At 69.8% G+C, this 15,589-nt stretch carries 17 protein-coding genes; 1 reads left to right on the forward strand and 16 read right to left on the reverse strand.

Annotated elements, in window-relative coordinates:
- Positions 1–63 precede the first annotated feature (63 nt).
- The 7 genes from H570_RS0110600 to H570_RS0110630 all read right to left on the reverse strand — a co-directional run bounded on the left by H570_RS0110600 (position 64) and on the right by H570_RS0110630 (position 5,204).
- Positions 64–858: a thymidylate synthase gene (locus H570_RS0110600; protein ID WP_027080710.1), complete on the reverse strand. Its 795-nt coding sequence runs from the start codon at positions 856–858 to the stop codon at positions 64–66.
- The gene (gene lgt / locus H570_RS0110605) at positions 855–1,742 is read right to left on the reverse strand and encodes a prolipoprotein diacylglyceryl transferase (protein ID WP_027080711.1); all 888 of its coding nucleotides are present in this window, start codon (positions 1,740–1,742) and stop codon (positions 855–857) included. The genes H570_RS0110600 and lgt overlap by 4 nt, the downstream gene beginning before the upstream one ends.
- Positions 1,743–1,873: 131 nt before the next feature.
- Positions 1,874–2,377: a TPM domain-containing protein gene (locus H570_RS0110610; RefSeq protein WP_036135968.1), complete on the reverse strand. Its 504-nt coding sequence runs from the start codon at positions 2,375–2,377 to the stop codon at positions 1,874–1,876.
- Positions 2,377–3,297 (reverse strand): TPM domain-containing protein, encoded by a 921-nt coding sequence (locus H570_RS0110615; protein ID WP_027080713.1) that lies wholly within the window; start codon positions 3,295–3,297, stop codon positions 2,377–2,379. The genes H570_RS0110610 and H570_RS0110615 overlap by 1 nt, the downstream gene beginning before the upstream one ends.
- 19 nt (positions 3,298–3,316) lie before the next feature.
- Positions 3,317–3,934, reverse strand: a complete 618-nt coding sequence (locus H570_RS0110620) for a LemA family protein (protein ID WP_027080714.1) — start codon at positions 3,932–3,934, stop codon at positions 3,317–3,319.
- Positions 3,935–4,012: 78 nt separating this feature from the next.
- Entirely contained in the window at positions 4,013–4,753 is a 741-nt protein-coding gene (locus tag H570_RS0110625; RefSeq protein ID WP_027080715.1) for a TerC family protein, read from the reverse strand.
- Positions 4,754–4,823: 70 nt separating this feature from the next.
- Positions 4,824–5,204, reverse strand: coding sequence for a diacylglycerol kinase (locus H570_RS0110630; protein ID WP_027080716.1), 381 nt, complete (start codon positions 5,202–5,204; stop codon positions 4,824–4,826).
- Between the two features lie 255 nt (positions 5,205–5,459).
- Between H570_RS0110630 and H570_RS0110635 the strand changes: the two genes are divergently transcribed.
- On the forward strand, positions 5,460–6,158 hold the full coding sequence (locus H570_RS0110635) for an SGNH/GDSL hydrolase family protein (protein ID WP_027080717.1): 699 nt from the start codon (positions 5,460–5,462) through the stop codon (positions 6,156–6,158).
- Positions 6,159–6,316: 158 nt separating this feature from the next.
- Here H570_RS0110635 and H570_RS0110640 read toward each other — a convergent pair whose 3' ends face one another.
- From H570_RS0110640 to H570_RS0110680, 9 genes are all read right to left on the reverse strand, one after another.
- Positions 6,317–7,270, reverse strand: coding sequence for an isoaspartyl peptidase/L-asparaginase family protein (locus H570_RS0110640; RefSeq protein ID WP_036135971.1), 954 nt, complete (start codon positions 7,268–7,270; stop codon positions 6,317–6,319).
- A 92-nt stretch (positions 7,271–7,362) separates the two neighbouring features.
- The gene (locus H570_RS0110645) at positions 7,363–8,598 is read right to left on the reverse strand and encodes an ABC transporter permease (protein WP_027080719.1); all 1,236 of its coding nucleotides are present in this window, start codon (positions 8,596–8,598) and stop codon (positions 7,363–7,365) included.
- Between the two features lie 146 nt (positions 8,599–8,744).
- Positions 8,745–9,452, reverse strand: a complete 708-nt coding sequence (locus H570_RS0110650; RefSeq protein WP_027080720.1) for an ABC transporter ATP-binding protein — start codon at positions 9,450–9,452, stop codon at positions 8,745–8,747.
- The gene (locus H570_RS0110655; protein WP_051176313.1) at positions 9,449–10,963 is read right to left on the reverse strand and encodes an efflux RND transporter periplasmic adaptor subunit; all 1,515 of its coding nucleotides are present in this window, start codon (positions 10,961–10,963) and stop codon (positions 9,449–9,451) included. Before H570_RS0110655 ends, H570_RS0110650 begins: the two co-directional genes overlap by 4 nt.
- A gap of 122 nt (positions 10,964–11,085) precedes the next feature.
- Positions 11,086–12,372 carry a sensor histidine kinase gene (locus tag H570_RS0110660; protein ID WP_027080722.1) on the reverse strand — a complete coding sequence of 429 codons (1,287 nt, stop codon included), beginning with the start codon at positions 12,370–12,372 and terminating at the stop codon, positions 11,086–11,088.
- A gap of 21 nt (positions 12,373–12,393) precedes the next feature.
- On the reverse strand, positions 12,394–13,107 hold the full coding sequence (locus tag H570_RS0110665; RefSeq protein ID WP_027080723.1) for a response regulator transcription factor: 714 nt from the start codon (positions 13,105–13,107) through the stop codon (positions 12,394–12,396).
- A 92-nt stretch (positions 13,108–13,199) separates the two neighbouring features.
- The gene (locus H570_RS0110670) at positions 13,200–14,549 is read right to left on the reverse strand and encodes a sensor histidine kinase (RefSeq protein ID WP_027080724.1); all 1,350 of its coding nucleotides are present in this window, start codon (positions 14,547–14,549) and stop codon (positions 13,200–13,202) included.
- On the reverse strand, positions 14,546–15,208 hold the full coding sequence (locus H570_RS0110675; RefSeq protein WP_027080725.1) for a response regulator transcription factor: 663 nt from the start codon (positions 15,206–15,208) through the stop codon (positions 14,546–14,548). Before H570_RS0110675 ends, H570_RS0110670 begins: the two co-directional genes overlap by 4 nt.
- Positions 15,208–15,552, reverse strand: a complete 345-nt coding sequence (locus H570_RS0110680; RefSeq protein ID WP_051176314.1) for a PepSY domain-containing protein — start codon at positions 15,550–15,552, stop codon at positions 15,208–15,210. The genes H570_RS0110675 and H570_RS0110680 overlap by 1 nt, the downstream gene beginning before the upstream one ends.
- Positions 15,553–15,589: the final 37 nt, after the last annotated feature.

The raw sequence follows: 15,589 nt of genomic DNA on the forward strand, positions 1-15,589 counted from the left end.
CGCGGCATCGGCGCCCGTCGTGCCGGCAAATCATCCATCACGACCCACCGATCACTCGCGTGGTCACACCGCCACCGGCGCCTTGATCGCCGGCATCGGGTCGTAGCCCTCGATGGCGATGTCATCGAAGCCGAAGCCGAAGATGTCGCGCACCGCGGGGTTCAGCTTCAGCGTCGGCAGCGCACGCGGCGTGCGCGACAGCTGCTCGCGCGCCTGTTCGTAGTGGTTCGAGTACAGGTGCGCGTCGCCGAGCGTATGCACGAAGTCGCCGACGCCCAGGCCGGTCACCTGCGCCACCATGTGCGTGAGCAGCGCGTAGCTGGCGATGTTGAACGGCACGCCGAGGAAGATGTCGCCGCTGCGCTGGTAGAGCTGGCAGCTGAGCCTGCCGTCGACCACGTAGAACTGGAACAGCGCGTGGCAGGGCATCAGCGCCATCTTCGGCAGGTCGGCGACGTTCCATGCGCTGATCACCAGGCGGCGCGAATCCGGGTTGCGCCGGATCTCGTCGACCAGCCACTGGATCTGGTCGACCTCGCCGCCATCTGCGGTCGCCCAGCGCCGCCACTGTTTCCCGTAGACCGGCCCGAGCTCGCCGTCCGCGTCGGCCCACTCGTCCCAGATCGAAACCTTGTTGTCCTTCAGGTAGGCGACGTTGGTGTCGCCCTGCAGGAACCACAGCAGTTCGTGCACGATCGAGCGCAGGTGCAACTTCTTGGTGGTGACCAGCGGGAAGCCTTCGTCGAGGTCGAAGCGCATCTGCCAGCCGAACACGCTGCGCGTGCCGGTGCCGGTGCGGTCCGACTTCTCCGCGCCGTGTTCGAGCACGTGGCGCAGCAGGTCGAGGTATTGCCTCATGCGGCGCCTGCCTGCGCAGCCGGCTGCGGTTGCAGCGTCGGCGCGCGCCGCGACATCCACAGCCAGACCAGTCCGATCGCAACCAGCGGCAGGCTCAGCACCTGGCCCATCGTGAGCCAGCCGAAGGCGAGGTAGCCGATCTGCGTGTCGGGCAGGCGCACGAATTCAACCGCGAACCGGAACACGCCGTACAGCAGCGCGAACATGCCCGCCACCGCGTAGCGCGGCCGCGGCTTGCGCGAGTACCACCACAGGATGCAGAACATCGCCACGCCTTCGAGCCCGGCCTGGTAGATCTGCGAGGGGTGGCGCGCGAACACGTCCAGCGCGCCGGCATCGAACTGCGCGCGCAGCGCGGCGGGATCGAGTCCGAGCTTCACGATCTCCGGCGCCTGCGGAAACACCACGCCCCACCCGCCTTCGGTGAACTTGCCCCACAGCTCGCCGTTGATGTAGTTGCCCAGCCGGCCAAGTCCGAGCCCGGGCGGCACCAGCGGCGCGACGAAATCGGCGACGTCGAAGAAATGCAGCTTCTGCTTCCGCGCCCACAGCCACGCGGCGACCATCACCCCGAGCAGCCCGCCGTGGAAGCTCATCCCGCCTTCCCAGATCTTGAACACCTGCAGCGGATGGGCGAGGTAGGTGGACAGGTCGTAGAACAGGATGTAGCCGATGCGCCCGCCCAGCACCACGCCGAGCATGCCGTAGAACATCAGGTCGCCGAACGCGTTGGCGTCCACGCCCGGCAGCCGGCCCGCGCGCACGCGGCGCTGGCCGAGGAACCAGGCCGCCGCGAACCCGAGCAGGTACATGATCCCGTACCAGTGCACGGCCAGCGGGCCGACCTGCAGGGCGATCGGGTCGATCTGGTTCAGTAGCAGCATCTGGCGCGGCGCTCCGGGTTTCGTCCGCGCCTATTGTGCCGTGCCGTGGAAGGCCGCGCTTGCCCGGATCGCGTTCGCCACGCACCCGCGCGATGGCAACGTGCCGCATCGGGGTGCCCGCACCCCGCGCTTCAGAGCACGCGCGGCAGGTCCGGCAGTTCGTTCTCGTCGGCGTCGCCGGGAGTGCGCGGGAAATGCGCGGCAAGCAGGTCCGAGATCGCCGCCACGCCGGCCACGATTGCCGCCTCCGGCTCGCCGGCACGCAGGCGTTCCTCCATCAGCGCGCAGGCCCCGCGCCACTGCTCCGCGCTGACCAGGCCGGCAAGGCCACGGTCGGCGACGACCTCGATGCGGCGATCGGCCAGCAGCAGGTAGACCAGCACGCCGCTGTTGGCCTGGGTATCCCAGACCCTCAGCTGCGCAAACACGTCGTGCGCGCGGTCCCGGGCCTGCACGCCGCGCAGCAACTGCCGCAGCGGCAGCGCGGGCTCTACCGCGAAGCAGATTTCGCCGCGATGGCGTGCCTCGCCCGCGCTGACGGCGTCAGCGATGCGCTGCAGGCTGGCCGCGGGAAACAGGCGGCCCGCCGGCCCGGCGAACACGTGTCGCAGCAGGCGCGCGATTCGTTCCGCCATCACCAGCTCCCCGAGGCGCCGCCGCCCCCGCTCATGCCACCGCCGCCGGACCAGCCGCCTCCGCCACCGCCAAAGCCGCCGCCCGAACCGCCGCCGAAGCCGCCTCCGCCCCAGCCGCCTCCACCGCCGAACCCGCCCCAGCCGCCGTGGCGCGCATAGCTCCCGGCCGGCACCTTAACCAGGCCGTAGAGGAATCCGAGCAGCGCCGCAACGCCGCCGAGGCCGAGCAGCGACGACAGCAGCCACGCCACCCCGCCCGCGGCACCGCCGGTCAGCACCCCGCGCACGCCGGCCGGCGTGCGGCCGAATACGCCGCGCACGAAGCTGGCGGCGATGAACGCCGCGAACAGCGCGAACAGCCAGTCGCCGCCACTCTCCTGCCTGCCGCGGTTGTCGGCGATCGGCGCCGGCAGCGGTTCGCCGTCGATCAGCTTCACCAGCACCGCGGTGGCGTCGACGATGCCGCCGCCGTAGTCGCCGGCGCGGAACTTCGGCGCCATGTACTCCTGGATGATGCGCCCGGCGGTGATGTCGGGAATTGCGCCCTCCAGGCCATAGCCGGGCTGGATGCGCACGCGTCGGTCGTCCCTGGCCACCACCACCAGCACCGCGTCATCGGTGCCCTTGCGGCCGAGCTTCCACTGGTCGAACACGCGCTGCGTGTACTGCTCGATCGACTCGGGCTGCGTGCTCGCCACCACCAGCACCTGCAGCTGGCTGCCCTTGCGCCGCTGCAGCGCCAGCGCCTGCTGTTCGAGCTGCTGCCTGTCCGCGGCATCGATCGTGCCGGTGGCATCGACCACCGGCGAATCCAGCGGCGGGATCGCGGCGAGCTGCTGCGCGCGCACCTGCGCCGACGGCAGCACCGCCAGCACCAGCGCCAGCAGCAGTGCGCCGGCCCAGCCCGGCCGCGGCGACATCATCCCGGCCCGCGCCGGCTCAGTTGGCCGGCTGCGGCGGCGGCGGTTGCTGCGGCGTTGCAGGCGCCTGCCCGAAGTCGACCGCGGGCGCTTCCTGGATCGCGCGTTCGTTCTCGACCGTGAAGTTGGGCTTCTGCTTGTAGCCGAACATCATCGCCACCAGGTTCTGCGGGAACGAGCGGATGTAGGTGTTGTAGTCCTGCACCAGCTGGATGTAGCGGCCGCGCGCCACGGTGATCCGGTTCTCGGTGCCCTCGAGCTGGGTCTGCAGGTTCAGGAAGGCCTGGTCGGCCTTGAGGTTGGGATAGCTCTCCACCACCGCCATCAGCCGCGACAGCGCGCCCGACAGTTCGCCCTGCGCCTGCTGGAACTGCTGCAGCGAGGCCGCGTCGTCGGCATTGACGTTGATCTGCCCGACCTTGGCGCGCGCCTCGGTCACCTGGGTGAGCACCTGCTGCTCGTGCGCCGCGTAGCCCTTCACCGTGCTGACCAGGTTGGGAATCAGGTCGGCGCGGCGCTTGTACTGGTTGAGTACCTCCGACCAGCCGGCCTTGACCGCTTCGTCCTTCTGCTGGATCTGGTTGTATCCGCAGCCGCTGAGCAGCGCGGCGAGCACCATCAACAGGATCAAGCGCATGGTCCGGCTCCGTTGGGAAGACGCCGGCATTGCAGCATCCCGCGCCCTCCGGCGCAACGCCTTTCCGGGCGCGCTCCTTCAGGGCTCCTCGCCGCGCAGCCGCGCGCGGCGCTTGGCCCACAGGTTCAGCGATTCCACCGCGGCAGAGAAGCCCATCGCGCCGTAGATGTAGCCCTTGGGCAGGTGGATGCCGAGGCCGTCGACGAGCAGGTAGGCACCGATCAGCACGATGAACGCGAGCGCCAGCATCTTGATCGTCGGGTTGTTGTCGATGAACTGGCCCAGCGGCCGCGCGGCCAGCAGCATCACCGCCACCGCCAGCAGGATCGCCGCCACCATCACCGGCACGTACTGGTCGGCCATGCCGACCGCGGCGATCACCGAGTCGAGCGAGAACACGATGTCGATCACCGCGATCTGCGCGATCACCGCGCCGAAGGACGAGACCGGCTTGGTATTGATGTCCTCGGACTCTTCCTCACCCGCGACCAGGTCGCGGATTTCCATCGTGCCCTTCACCAGCAGGAACACGCCGCCGAGGATCAGGACCAGGTCGCGGATCGAGACGCCCTGGCCGAACAGCGTGAACAGGTCCTGCTTCATGTGCGCCAGATAGGCCAGCGTCAGCAGCAGCGCGATGCGCGTCAGGCATGCCACCGCGATGCCGAACTTGCGCGCGCGCTCGCGCTGGCTCGCCGGCAGGCGGCTGACCGCGATCGAAATGAACACGAGGTTGTCGATGCCCAGCACGATCTCGATCGAACTCAACGTCAACAGCAGGATCCAGACTTGCGGATCGGCCAGCATTTGCAAACTCATCAAACGGTTTCCTTCAGTAATGGCCCGGCGGCCTCGGGCGCGGAGGGCACGGCGGCAATGGCCACCGGCCTCACGTCCAGCGCGGCGCCAGGATCAATCCCCAGCACAGCAAGACATTCATCATCAGCACGAACACCGCCGCTGACCCCATGTCCTTGGCGCGCCCGGCCAGTTCATGGTGTTCGGCGCCGTAACGTTCGATCACCGCCTCGATCGCGGAGTTGAGCAGCTCGGCGGCCAGCACCAGCAGCATCGACCCGAGCAGCAGCGCGCGCTCCAGGCCGCTGCCGCCAAGCCACGCCGCCAGCGGCGCGAGCAGCACGAACAGGCAGACTTCAAGCCGGAACGACGATTCGTGCAGCCACGCCGCACGCAGGCCCTGCAGCGACCAGATCGTGGCCTTCAGGATCCGCCGCGGTCCGCGCGGCAGGTGCCCGACTTCATCGGCCACCTCAGCACCCGCCACGAGAAGCGATGGCGGAACCGGCATCGCACCGGCGGAATCGATCCGTCGCGCCGTGGCCGCATGGGGCAGATTCTGCAGTCCGCTGCATGAAAAAGACGGGGTCCCGCGACCGGAGGCTGGAATCCTGCAATTTTGCCACATGGACGGCGTCCAACGCCTGCCCGACCGCGCTGGAACCCCGGCATTTGCAATCGATTCCGGGCACTGTTCCACTGGCGGCCCCGGCCCAGGGAGCCTCGCATGCGACTGATCTTCCTGCCCATCCTGCTGGCCGCCCTCCTGGTTGCCTGCACCGCTGTCGAACAGACGACCGCCCGGGCGCCCACGCCACCTGTCGCCGAAGCGGTGTCTTCACCCAAGTGGGCCACCGACATGGCCGGCTTCGCCGCCGAGGACGCGCGCGATCCGCCGCCGGCGCATCCGATCGTGTTCACCGGCAGCTCCTCGGTGCGGATGTGGCGGACGCTGGCGGAGGACTTCCCCGGCCGTGCGGTGCTCAACCGCGGCTTCGGCGGCTCGCAGCTGCGCGATGCGACCTGGTATGCCGACGAGGTTGCGATCCACTACCAGCCGCGCCAGATGGTGCTGTATTCGGGTGACAACGACATCGATGCCGGGCGCACGCCCGAGCAGGTGCGCGACGATTTCCGCGCCTTCGTCGCCCGCATCCGCCGCGACCTTCCCGGCGTGCCGATCGCCTGGCTGGCGATCAAGCCGAGCCTGGCGCGCATCGACCAGCTGCCGGCACAGCAGCGCGCCAACGCGCTGGTGAAGGCCGAGGCGGCGCGGATGCGCGATGTCGCCTTCATCGACGTCGCCACGCCGATGCTCGATGCCGACGGCAGGCCGCGCGCGGAGCTGTTCCTCGAAGACGGGCTGCACATGAACCGCGAGGGGTACGCACTGTGGCGGGGAATCGTGGCGCCGTACCTGCGCTGATCGCCTTCCACTCAGGTCGGGGCTAAGCCACGACGCACGGGATTGGAGCGCTGCGGGGTGTCGGGTACGTAGCCCCGACCTGCGGCGGTTCGCGGGCGTCGGTGCATGGCCGGCGCGCGAGGCCGGAGGATCCGCAAAGTGCCGCGGTGCAGCCCGGCCTATTCGCGGAAGATCGCGGTGCCGCGCGTGCCGTCCGGCCGCACCCAGCCGCGGTACATGCCCGAGGTGTTGAAGGACATGACGATGTTGCCGTCGCGGTCGAGCGCGATTGCGCCGCCGTCGCCGCCCAGGTCCGGTACCGCGCCAAGGATCACCGCGTCGGTCGCAGCCTGCAGCGTGTCGCCGCGGTAGGCCACGCGCGCGGCGATGTCGTGCGCAACGGCGCAGCGGATGAAAAATTCGCCCCAGCCGGTGCCCGAGATCCCGCAGCGTTCGTCGGCCCATGTACCGGCGCCGACCAGCGGCGTGTCGCCGACCCGGCCCCAGCGCTTGTTGGTCATGCCGCCGGTGGATGTCGCGGTGGCGATGTGGCCGTCCGCATCCAACGCCACCGCGCCGACGGTGCCGAAGTACTTGCCCTTGAGGTTCTCCGCGGCATCGGCATCGGCACATTCGCGCGCTTGCGCCTGTTCCAGCTCGCGTCGCCGGTGCGGGGTATCGAAGTACGCGTTGGGAACCTGTTCGATATCGCTGCGCGTATCGGCGAAATCCTTCGCGCCGGCACCGACCAGCAGCACGTGCGGCGAGTGCTCCATTACCGCGCGCGCCAGCGAGACCGGATTGCGGATGCTGGTGACGCCCGCCACCGCCCCGGCGCGGCGAGTGTGGCCTTCCATCACCGAGGCGTCCAGTTCGTGCCGGCCGTCGGCATCGAAGACCGCGCCGTGGCCGGCGTTGAAGCGTGGCGAATCCTCCAGCGCGCGCACCGCGGCCTCGACCGCGTCGAGTGCGCTGCCGCCGCGGTCGAGCACGGCGTGGCCGGCGTCGAGCGCCTTGCCCAGATCGGCGTGGATCGCGCGCTCGTCCTCGGCGCCGAGCATGTCGCGTTCGATGACGCCGGCCCCGCCATGGATGACGAGCGCGACGGGCCTAGGTTGGGATTTCGTGTTCATCGCGACAGGATATTCGATTGGCGGCGATGCCCCGGGTTTTGCAGGAGCGGCTTCAGCCGCGAGCTCTCGATCTTCGGACAGAAGCGCGCGGCCTACTGCTGCCGTAGCGCCTCGATCGGGTCGAGCTGCGAGGCCTTGCGCGCCGGGTAGTAGCCGAAGAACAGGCCGGTGCTGATCGAGAACACCGCCGCCAGCGCCACGACCTGCCCGTTCAGCGCCACTGGCAGTTCGCTGAACTTGCCGACCAGCAGCGCCCCGGCCACGCCGATGGCGATGCCGATCACCCCGCCGATCAGCGAGATCAGCATCGCCTCGGCGAGGAACTGCCGGCGCACGTCGGACGGACCCGCGCCCACCGCCATGCGCAGGCCGATCTCGCGGATGCGCTCGGTCACCGACACCAGCATGATGTTCATGATGCCGATGCCGCCGATGACCAGGCAGATCGTCGCCACAGCGCCCAGCAGCTTGGACATCAGGTTGGTGGTGGCGGTGCGGGTGGCAACGATCTCGCTGATGTTGCGCACGCGGAAATCATCGTCGTCGCCGGGCCGGATCTTGTGGCGCTGGCGCAGCAGCGCCTCGACCTCGCCCTGCACGTAGTCCAGGTCGTCGGCGCTGGTGACGGTCAGCGCGATCTGCATCACCGCGCTCGGCGGCAGGCCCATCATCCCGAGCAGGCGCCGGCGCCCGGTTTCCAGCGGCACCATCAGGACGTCGTCCTGGTCCTGCCCGAAGCCGCCCTGTCCCTTCGGCGCCAGCGTGCCGACGACGGTGAACGGCACCCGGCCCAGGCGGATGGTCTGGCCGACGCCGCTGTCGTCGCCAAACAACTCACGGCGCACGGTCTCGCCGATGATCACGTGCTTGGCGGCGCTGCTGTAGTCCTGCGCCTCGAACCCGTCGCCCTGGGCGATCTTCCAGTCGTTGATCGCGAACCAGTCCGGCTGCACGCCCTGCCAGCTGGTCGCGGCGTTGTTCTCGGCGAACACCACCTGGGTGTTGCCGCGCAGCGCGCCGGCGACGTACTGCACCTCCGGGATCTCGCTGCGGATCGCATCCACGTCGCCTTCGCTCAGCGTGTAGAAACTGCTTGCGCCCTGCCGCGCGCCGCCCGGGCCGCGGCCGGCACCCGGCGAAACGTCCAGGCGCTGCGAGCCCAGGCCGGACACCAGGCTGTCGATCTCGCGCTGCGTGCCCTGCCCCACGGACACCATCACGATCACCGCGGCGATGCCGATGATGACGCCCAGCGAAGTCAGCGCGCTGCGCATCCAGTTGCCGCGCAGGGCGTGGATGGCGGTGCGCAGGATGTCGGTGAAGTTCATGGTTGGGGATTGGGGATTGGGGATTGGAGATTGGGGACTGGGGGCTGGGGACTGGGGACTGGAGATTGGGGATTGGGAATTGGAGGAACGACGTCAGGAATTCGGGGACATGGGAGGCCATGGGAACGGCCATGGCCGCGAGCGTGTCACGAGCCGCGTTCCTGCTCGTGCAATTCGCCGTCGTGCATCACGAAGGTGCGGTCCGCGTGCGCGGCGACTTCGGCATCGTGGGTGATCAGCACCACGGTGTGGTCGGCATCGCGCAGCCGCTTGAACAGCGCGAGGATCTCCTCGCCGGTCTTGCTGTCCAGCGCGCCGGTGGGCTCGTCGGCCAGCAGGATCGGCGGCTGGTTGATCAGCGCGCGCGCGATCGCCACGCGCTGCTGCTGGCCGCCGGACAGCTCGCTGGGCAGGTGGCCCGCGCGCTCGGCCAGGCCGACCGCGGCCAGCGCCTGCCGCGCACGCTCATGGCGTTCGGCCACGGGCACGCGCGCGTAGCCCAGCGGCATCGCCACGTTGTCCAGCGCCGTCATCCGCGGCAGCAGGTTGAAGCCCTGGAACACGAAGCCGATCTTGTCGCGGCGCAGGGTCGCCAGCTCCTCGGCGTCGAGGGTCGACACGTCGACGCCGTCGCAGGCGTAGCGGCCGCTGCTCGCGGTATCGAGGCAGCCGATCAGGTTCATCAGCGTGGACTTGCCCGAGCCGGACGGCCCCATGATCGCGACGAAATCGCCGCGGCCGATGCGCAGGTCCACGTCCCTGAGCGCGACCACCTCGGCCTGCGTGCCCGGCGAGTAGACCTTGCCAAGGCCGCGCGTCTCGATCACCGCGGCCTGCTGGACGGCCGCGTTCATTGCCGCGCGCGCTCACCGGTGACCACCACGTCGCCGGCCTTGATGTCGCCGGACACCTCGGTGCTGGTGCCGTCGCTTGCGCCGATCCGCACCATCGTCATCTGCGGTTGATCGCCGACCAGCTTGTACAGCGGGGCGCGGCGCGCGCCGACCAGCGCGGCGACGGCGGCATCCCACTGCTTGCGCCGGGCATCGTCGAGCGACGCGCGGAAACCGGCGAAATCCTGCTGGTAGCGCTCCAGCATGCGCTGGCGCATCTGCGCCTGCATCGATCCGTCGCCACCGCCCGCGGACCGCGGACCGCCGCCACGCCCGCCGAACAGGCTGTTGCCACCGCCCTGTTGCGGTGCGGCCTGTCGCGCCGCCTGGCGTTGCCTGATCGCTTCGATCGCGGCATCGAACGCCGCCTGCTGCGTGGCGTCCAGCTTCAGCGTTGCGGCGGTGCGGGCGAGATCGTCCGCAACCCCGGCGCCGCTGCCGCGCGGGGCGCGCGCCTGCGGTCCCGCCGCGGCGGCGTCGTCGGCCGGCTTGTAGCGCAACGCCGCATTGGCGACCTTGAGTACGCCGTCGCGCTTGCTGACCTCGATCTCGGCGTTCACGGTCAGGCCCGGCAGCAGGGTGCCATCGGTGTTGTCCACGGTGACCACGACCGGATAGGTGACGACGTTGTTGGTGGTCGTCGCCGACAGCCGCACCTGTTCGACCACACCCTTGAACTGGCGGTCCGGGAAGGCGTCGGCGGTGAACGACACCGCCTGCCCGGCCTTGACCTGGCCGATGTCGGATTCATCGACCGCCAGTTCGATCTTCATCTTGCCGAGGTCTTCGGCGATGGTGAACAGCTCCGGTGCCTGCAGGGAGGCGGCGACGGTCTGGCCCGGCTCGATGGTGCGGGTGAGCACCACGCCATCCACCGGCGAACGGATCACGGTGCGGCCGAGGTTGATGCGGGTGGTCTCGGTGGATGCGGCCTGCTGGCGGATCTGCGCCTGCGCCGAATTGACCTGCGCCCGGGCCTGGTCGCGCGCGGCGCGAGCGAGGTCGATGTCGCTCCTGGCCACCAGCTGCTGCGCGCCCAGCTCGGACTTGCGGCGGAAGTCGGCCTCGGCGTTGGCCAGCGTGGCCTGCGCCTGTCGCAGCGACGCCTGCGCACTGGCGACCTGGGCGTTGCCCTGGTTGATCTGCGCTTCGTAGGTGCTCGGGTCGATGCGCGCGATCACCTGGCCCTTGGCGACCTTGTCGTTGAAGTCGACCAGCACATCGGTGACCTGGCCGGAGACCTGGCTGCCGACGGTCACGGTCGAGATCGCGCTCAGCGTGCCGGTCGCGGAAATCGCCACCCGGATGTCGCCGCGTTCGACCGTCGTGGTTCGCCACGCGCCTTCATCGGCGGCGGCGCGATGGGCCTTCCAGTACCACCCGGCCAGCACCGCCAGTGCAACCACGACCGCGCCCACCAGCAGGCGCCGCGTCGCGCGGGAGGGGATCGGCTTCTTGCGGGGTGTGCTCATGCGTCGCGTTCACGGGAAAGGATATCGACGTCAATCAACGCGCAGGCAGGTGACGGGTTGACAGCCTCCGCCTGCAGCAGGCGGCCGGCGATGGAACCCTGTCTGCACGCGCGGCAAGGATCTCAGGCAAGCACATCGCGGGCGAAGTCGATGGTCACGACCGTCCCGACCCCCGGCGTGCTGCCCAGGTTCACGGTCCAGCCGAAGCGCTCGGCCAGCCGGCGCACGATCGGCAGGCCCATGCCCTTGCCGGTCGGGTTGACAAGGTCGGCGCGATAGAACGGGTCCCAGGCGCGGTCCAGCACCTCGGGCGCCATCCCGATGCCGGTGTCGGCGACGACCAAGCTGCCGCGCTCGATGCGCACCTCGATGCGTCCACGCTCGGTGAACACGCAGGCGTTGTCCAGCACCTGCCCGAGCATCACAGCCAGCACGCGCGGCGACGCGTGCAGGCGCGGCGACGCCGCCGCAACCACTTCCAGCTCCACGGGCTTTCCGGCGAGCAGCGGGCGCACCTTCTCGACCTCCTCGTCGACGATTGCGGCAACGTCGAAATCCTCGGTCAGCGGGGCCTCTCCACGCTCGCGGGCCAGGATCAGGAAAGCGTCGATGATCGCCTCCATGTCGCGCCCGGCCTGCCGCATCCGCAGCAGCGTGCGATGCCCCCTCGACGGAATGTCCGCGTCGGCCAGCATCATGTCGGTCGCCACCCGGATCACGGTCAGCGGCGTACGCAGTTCATGGCTGGCGTCGCGGGTGAAGTCGCGCTCGCGGGCGACCAGGTCGCGGGTACGCCGTGCCAGGTTGCGCAGCGCGCTGGTCAGCTGCCCGACTTCGTCGCCGCCGTCACCCGGCACGTGGCCGGGCGCAATGGTGTGCATGTCCGGCCTGCCCGGATCCCAGCGGGCAACCTGGCCTGCCAGCCAGCTTACCGGGGTCACCAGCCGCTTCGACGTGCGGTAGGTCAGCCACGTGGTCAGGTAGACGGCCAGCAGGGCCAGCAGCATCGTCACCAGCCCCGCGCGACGGATGATCGCGTCGAGCAGGTCGAACGACATCACCAGGTAAAGCCGTCCCTGCGGTCGTTCTTCGACGATCAGCTTGCGATTGCGGCCTGGCAGGTCGAACACGCCGGCGCCGTAACCGCGCAGCCCGGCGGGCACGCGATCATGCTGCTCTCCGCTGGCGACGAAGTAGCCATGCAGGGTCGAAGTGCGGGGCAGCGGATACGCCGGGTCGCGCGCGCGGCCGTTCCAGAACTCCTGGGCTTCGCTGCGCAGCTGCTGCCCGGTCAACGCTTCCTTGACGATGCTGCTGGTAGCGACGGCGCCGACGATCACGACAACGCTTGCCAGCATCACCTGCAGGATGAAGGCGTGGCGAAGCTTGCGAGGCAGGCCTTCGGGCATGATGGCGAGCAGGCGCCGGCGTCAGCTCGGCGGCTGCTCGATGTCGGCGATCCGGTAGCCGGCGCTCTGCACGGTATGCAGCAGCGGCTTGTCGAACGGCTTGTCGATGGTCTTGCGCAGGTTGTACAGGTGGCTGCGCAGGGTGTCCGAGTCGGGCAGGCTGTTGCCCCAGATCTCGCGCTCGATCTCCTGCCGGTTGACCACCCGCGGCGACTCGCGCATCAGGATCGTGAGCAGCTTCAGCCCGATCGGCGAGAGCTGCAGCTCGTTGCCGCCGCGGGTGGCGCGCAGCGAGGCCGGGTCCAGCACCAGGTCGGCGACCTTGAGCACTTCCGAGCCGACCTGCCGGCGCTCGCGCCGGATCAGCGCGCGCAGGCGGGCCTCGAGTTCCTGGATCGCGAACGGCTTGGTCAGGTAGTCGTCGGCGCCGGCGCCCAGGCCGGTGAGCTTCTCGTCAAGCGTGTCGCGGGCGGTCAGCATCAGTACCGGCGTCGACTTGCGCGCTTCCTCGCGCAGCCGCTTGCACACCTCGATGCCGTCGAGCCGCGGCAGCATCAGGTCGAGCACGACGACGTCATAGGTGTTCTCGGCCGCGAGGCGATAGCCATCCAGGCCGTCGGAGGCGTAGTCGACTTCGAACCCGCGACCCTCCAGGTATTCGCCCACCATTTCCGAGATGTTGCGGTTGTCCTCGACGATGAGGACGAGACCGCCCGGTTCCGTTGATCCGCGCATGCCTGCTCCAGCAAAGTTATGAATCGGGGTGGTGTCTTCAGGTTTGTGAAGGCTGCCGTTTCCGGGGTGGAGACGCCGTGAAGACGACACGCTCAAACGGCGACGCCCGCACCCCAGGCAAAGCGCACGCGCAGCCCGCCCAGCGGCGAGGCATCCAGGAGGATACGGCCGTGGCTGGCCTCGACCATCTCGCGCGCGATCGACAGGCCAAGGCCGCTGCCACCCGCCTCGTCCAGGCGGCTGCCGCGGACCAACGCCTGTTCCAGCAGTTGCGGAGGGATGCCGGCGCCGTCGTCCTCGACGGACAGGCTGGTCCATTCCGGCCCGGCGGCGCCGATGATGCGTACCTGGCGCCGCGCGTACTTGACCGCGTTCTCGAGCACCGCGCCGACGATCTCGGAGAGGTGTTCGTCCTGCATCGACAGCTGCAGGGCGGCGGGGATGTCGATGGCGAAGGCGAGCTGGCCACCCTGTTCGGTGTGCTCGAGCACGTTCACCAGCCGCTCGACCACCGCGCGCACGTTCGCGCTGGCGCCGGGCAGGCGCCCCATCCGCGCCAACCGCATCCGCGCCAGCTCTGCTTCGACCACGCGGCCGATCACGGCGATGGCGCGGTCCATGCCTTCCGCGGCGGAGTCGGCGCCGGCCTCGCGCGCGCGGCGACTCTGCGCGGCCAATGCCGCCAACGGTGTCTTCAATCCGTGTGCCAGGTCCGCGGCCCGGTGGCGCGCAAACTCGAGTTCGCCGGCGCGCGCATCGGCCAGTGAATTGATCGCCTGCACCAGCGGCTGGATCTCGCGCAGGCGCGCCGGCGGCAGGCGCGCATCCGCATCTTCCTCCAGTTTCACCAGGTCGCCGCGAATCCGCGCCAACGGCAACAGTCCCAGCTTGACCTGCAGCCATGCCGCCGCCGACAGCACTGCCCAGAGAATCGCGAGGAATACCGCCAGTTCACGCGCGAAGCCCGCGCGCGCCGTTGCCAGCGGCGTGGTGTCCTGCGCCATCTGCACCACCACCGGCGCGTGGTCGGAGTCGATGACCAGGCTGCGTTCGAGCACCGCCACCGGTTGCCCGAAGGGGCCGGGCGCGCGGCGCATCCGCCAGCCATCGGCGGGGACGTCGGCGGGCACCGGCAGCGCCGCATCCCAGAGCGAGCGCGAACGCAGTGCACCTTCGCGCGCGGACACCTGCCAGTAGTAGCCGCCGGCGGGCTTGTCCAGGCGCGGGTCCACCGGCTGCGCGGCCAGCGTCGGCGCACCCGCCGGCGGCAACTCCAGGCCCGCGACCAGCACCAGCGCGCCGCGCGTCATCTCCACTTCGAGCTGTCGCTCCAGGTGCCGCCCGAACAGCAGCGTCATGAACGCCCACGCGATCGCCAGCGCCACCAGGATCGCCGCCGCCGCGGCCAGCAGCAGGCGCCAGCGCAGCGACCGCGCGATCACCCGCCCTGTTCCAGGAGGTAGCCGAAGCCGCGCCGGGTGGCGATGACCTCGCTGCCGAACTTGCGCCGCAGACGCGCCACGATCGCCTCGATCGCGTTCGCATCGCCGCTTTCTGTGGCGCCGTACAGGTGTTCGGCCAGCTCGCCAGCCGGCACCGCGCGCCCGGGCTGGTGGGCCAGGTAGTCGAGCAGGCGGAATTCCAGCGGCGAGATCCGCGCAGGCGCGCCGTCGAACGCGGCGCTCATGCGCACCGTGTCCAGGCGCAGCCGGCCGATCTCGATCACCGGCGAAAGCTTGCCGGCGCCGCGTCGCACCAGTCCGCGCACGCGCGCGACCAGCTCGCCCATCTGGAACGGCTTGGACAGGTAGTCGTCCGCGCCAGCCTCGATGCCCTCGACTTTCTCGGTCCAGTCGCCGCGCGCGGAGACCACGATCACCGGGAACGTGCGCCCGGCCGCGCGCCAGCGCCGCAGCACCGTCAGTCCGTCGAGCTGCGGCAGGCCCAGGTCGAGGATGACCACGTCGTAGTCCTCGACGTCGCCCTGGTACCAGGCTGATTCGCCGTCGGCGACGGCGTCCACCACGAATCCGGCCGCCTCGAGCGCGCGCGCCAGGTCGGCGCGGATGTCGGGCTCGTCCTCGACGACCAGGCAACGCATCAATCGTCCTTGATCTTGAGCACCGCGCCATTGCGCGCATCGAGGGTGAGCTTGCGCACGCGCCCCGTGGCGGTAAGGACCTTGACTTTGTATTCCCAGACGCCGTCGTCGCGCTCGAGCTCGACCTCGATCACGTCGCCCGGCACGCGATGGCCGACGACCTCGAGGATCTGCGCCAGCGGCACGATCTCGCCGCGCCGCAGCAGCTCGCGCGCCTCGATGTGGTCGCTCTTGTCCGCCAGCGCGACGGGAACGGGAAGGATGGCCGCAATGCCGACGGACAGCGCCAGCACGAGCGGGCGGATGCGGGGAAGACCGGTCAGGATGTTCATGGCGGGCAGCATGCGAAACCCCTCCTGACAGCAACCTGACATCGATCGT

The organism is Luteimonas mephitis DSM 12574 (genome assembly GCF_000422305.1).
Taxonomy (GTDB): Bacteria; Pseudomonadota; Gammaproteobacteria; order Xanthomonadales; family Xanthomonadaceae; genus Luteimonas; species Luteimonas mephitis.

Bases quoted from the DNA above. Each gene is read 5' to 3' on its own strand.
- H570_RS0110600 (WP_027080710.1), bottom strand. From the start codon at position 858: ATGAGGCAATACCTCGACCTGCTGCGCCACGTGCTCGAACACGGCGCG.
- lgt (WP_027080711.1), bottom strand. From the start codon at position 1,742: ATGCTGCTACTGAACCAGATCGACCCGATCGCCCTGCAGGTCGGCCCG.
- H570_RS0110610 (WP_036135968.1), bottom strand. From the start codon at position 2,377: ATGGCGGAACGAATCGCGCGCCTGCTGCGACACGTGTTCGCCGGGCCG.
- H570_RS0110615 (WP_027080713.1), bottom strand. From the start codon at position 3,297: ATGTCGCCGCGGCCGGGCTGGGCCGGCGCACTGCTGCTGGCGCTGGTG.
- H570_RS0110620 (WP_027080714.1), bottom strand. From the start codon at position 3,934: ATGCGCTTGATCCTGTTGATGGTGCTCGCCGCGCTGCTCAGCGGCTGC.
- H570_RS0110625 (WP_027080715.1), bottom strand. From the start codon at position 4,753: ATGAGTTTGCAAATGCTGGCCGATCCGCAAGTCTGGATCCTGCTGTTG.
- H570_RS0110635 (WP_027080717.1), top strand. From the start codon at position 5,460: ATGCGACTGATCTTCCTGCCCATCCTGCTGGCCGCCCTCCTGGTTGCC.
- H570_RS0110640 (WP_036135971.1), bottom strand. From the start codon at position 7,270: ATGAACACGAAATCCCAACCTAGGCCCGTCGCGCTCGTCATCCATGGC.
- H570_RS0110645 (WP_027080719.1), bottom strand. From the start codon at position 8,598: ATGAACTTCACCGACATCCTGCGCACCGCCATCCACGCCCTGCGCGGC.
- H570_RS0110650 (WP_027080720.1), bottom strand. From the start codon at position 9,452: ATGAACGCGGCCGTCCAGCAGGCCGCGGTGATCGAGACGCGCGGCCTT.
- H570_RS0110655 (WP_051176313.1), bottom strand. From the start codon at position 10,963: ATGAGCACACCCCGCAAGAAGCCGATCCCCTCCCGCGCGACGCGGCGC.
- H570_RS0110660 (WP_027080722.1), bottom strand. From the start codon at position 12,372: ATGCCCGAAGGCCTGCCTCGCAAGCTTCGCCACGCCTTCATCCTGCAG.
- H570_RS0110665 (WP_027080723.1), bottom strand. From the start codon at position 13,107: ATGCGCGGATCAACGGAACCGGGCGGTCTCGTCCTCATCGTCGAGGAC.
- H570_RS0110675 (WP_027080725.1), bottom strand. From the start codon at position 15,208: ATGCGTTGCCTGGTCGTCGAGGACGAGCCCGACATCCGCGCCGACCTG.
- H570_RS0110680 (WP_051176314.1), bottom strand. From the start codon at position 15,552: ATGCTGCCCGCCATGAACATCCTGACCGGTCTTCCCCGCATCCGCCCG.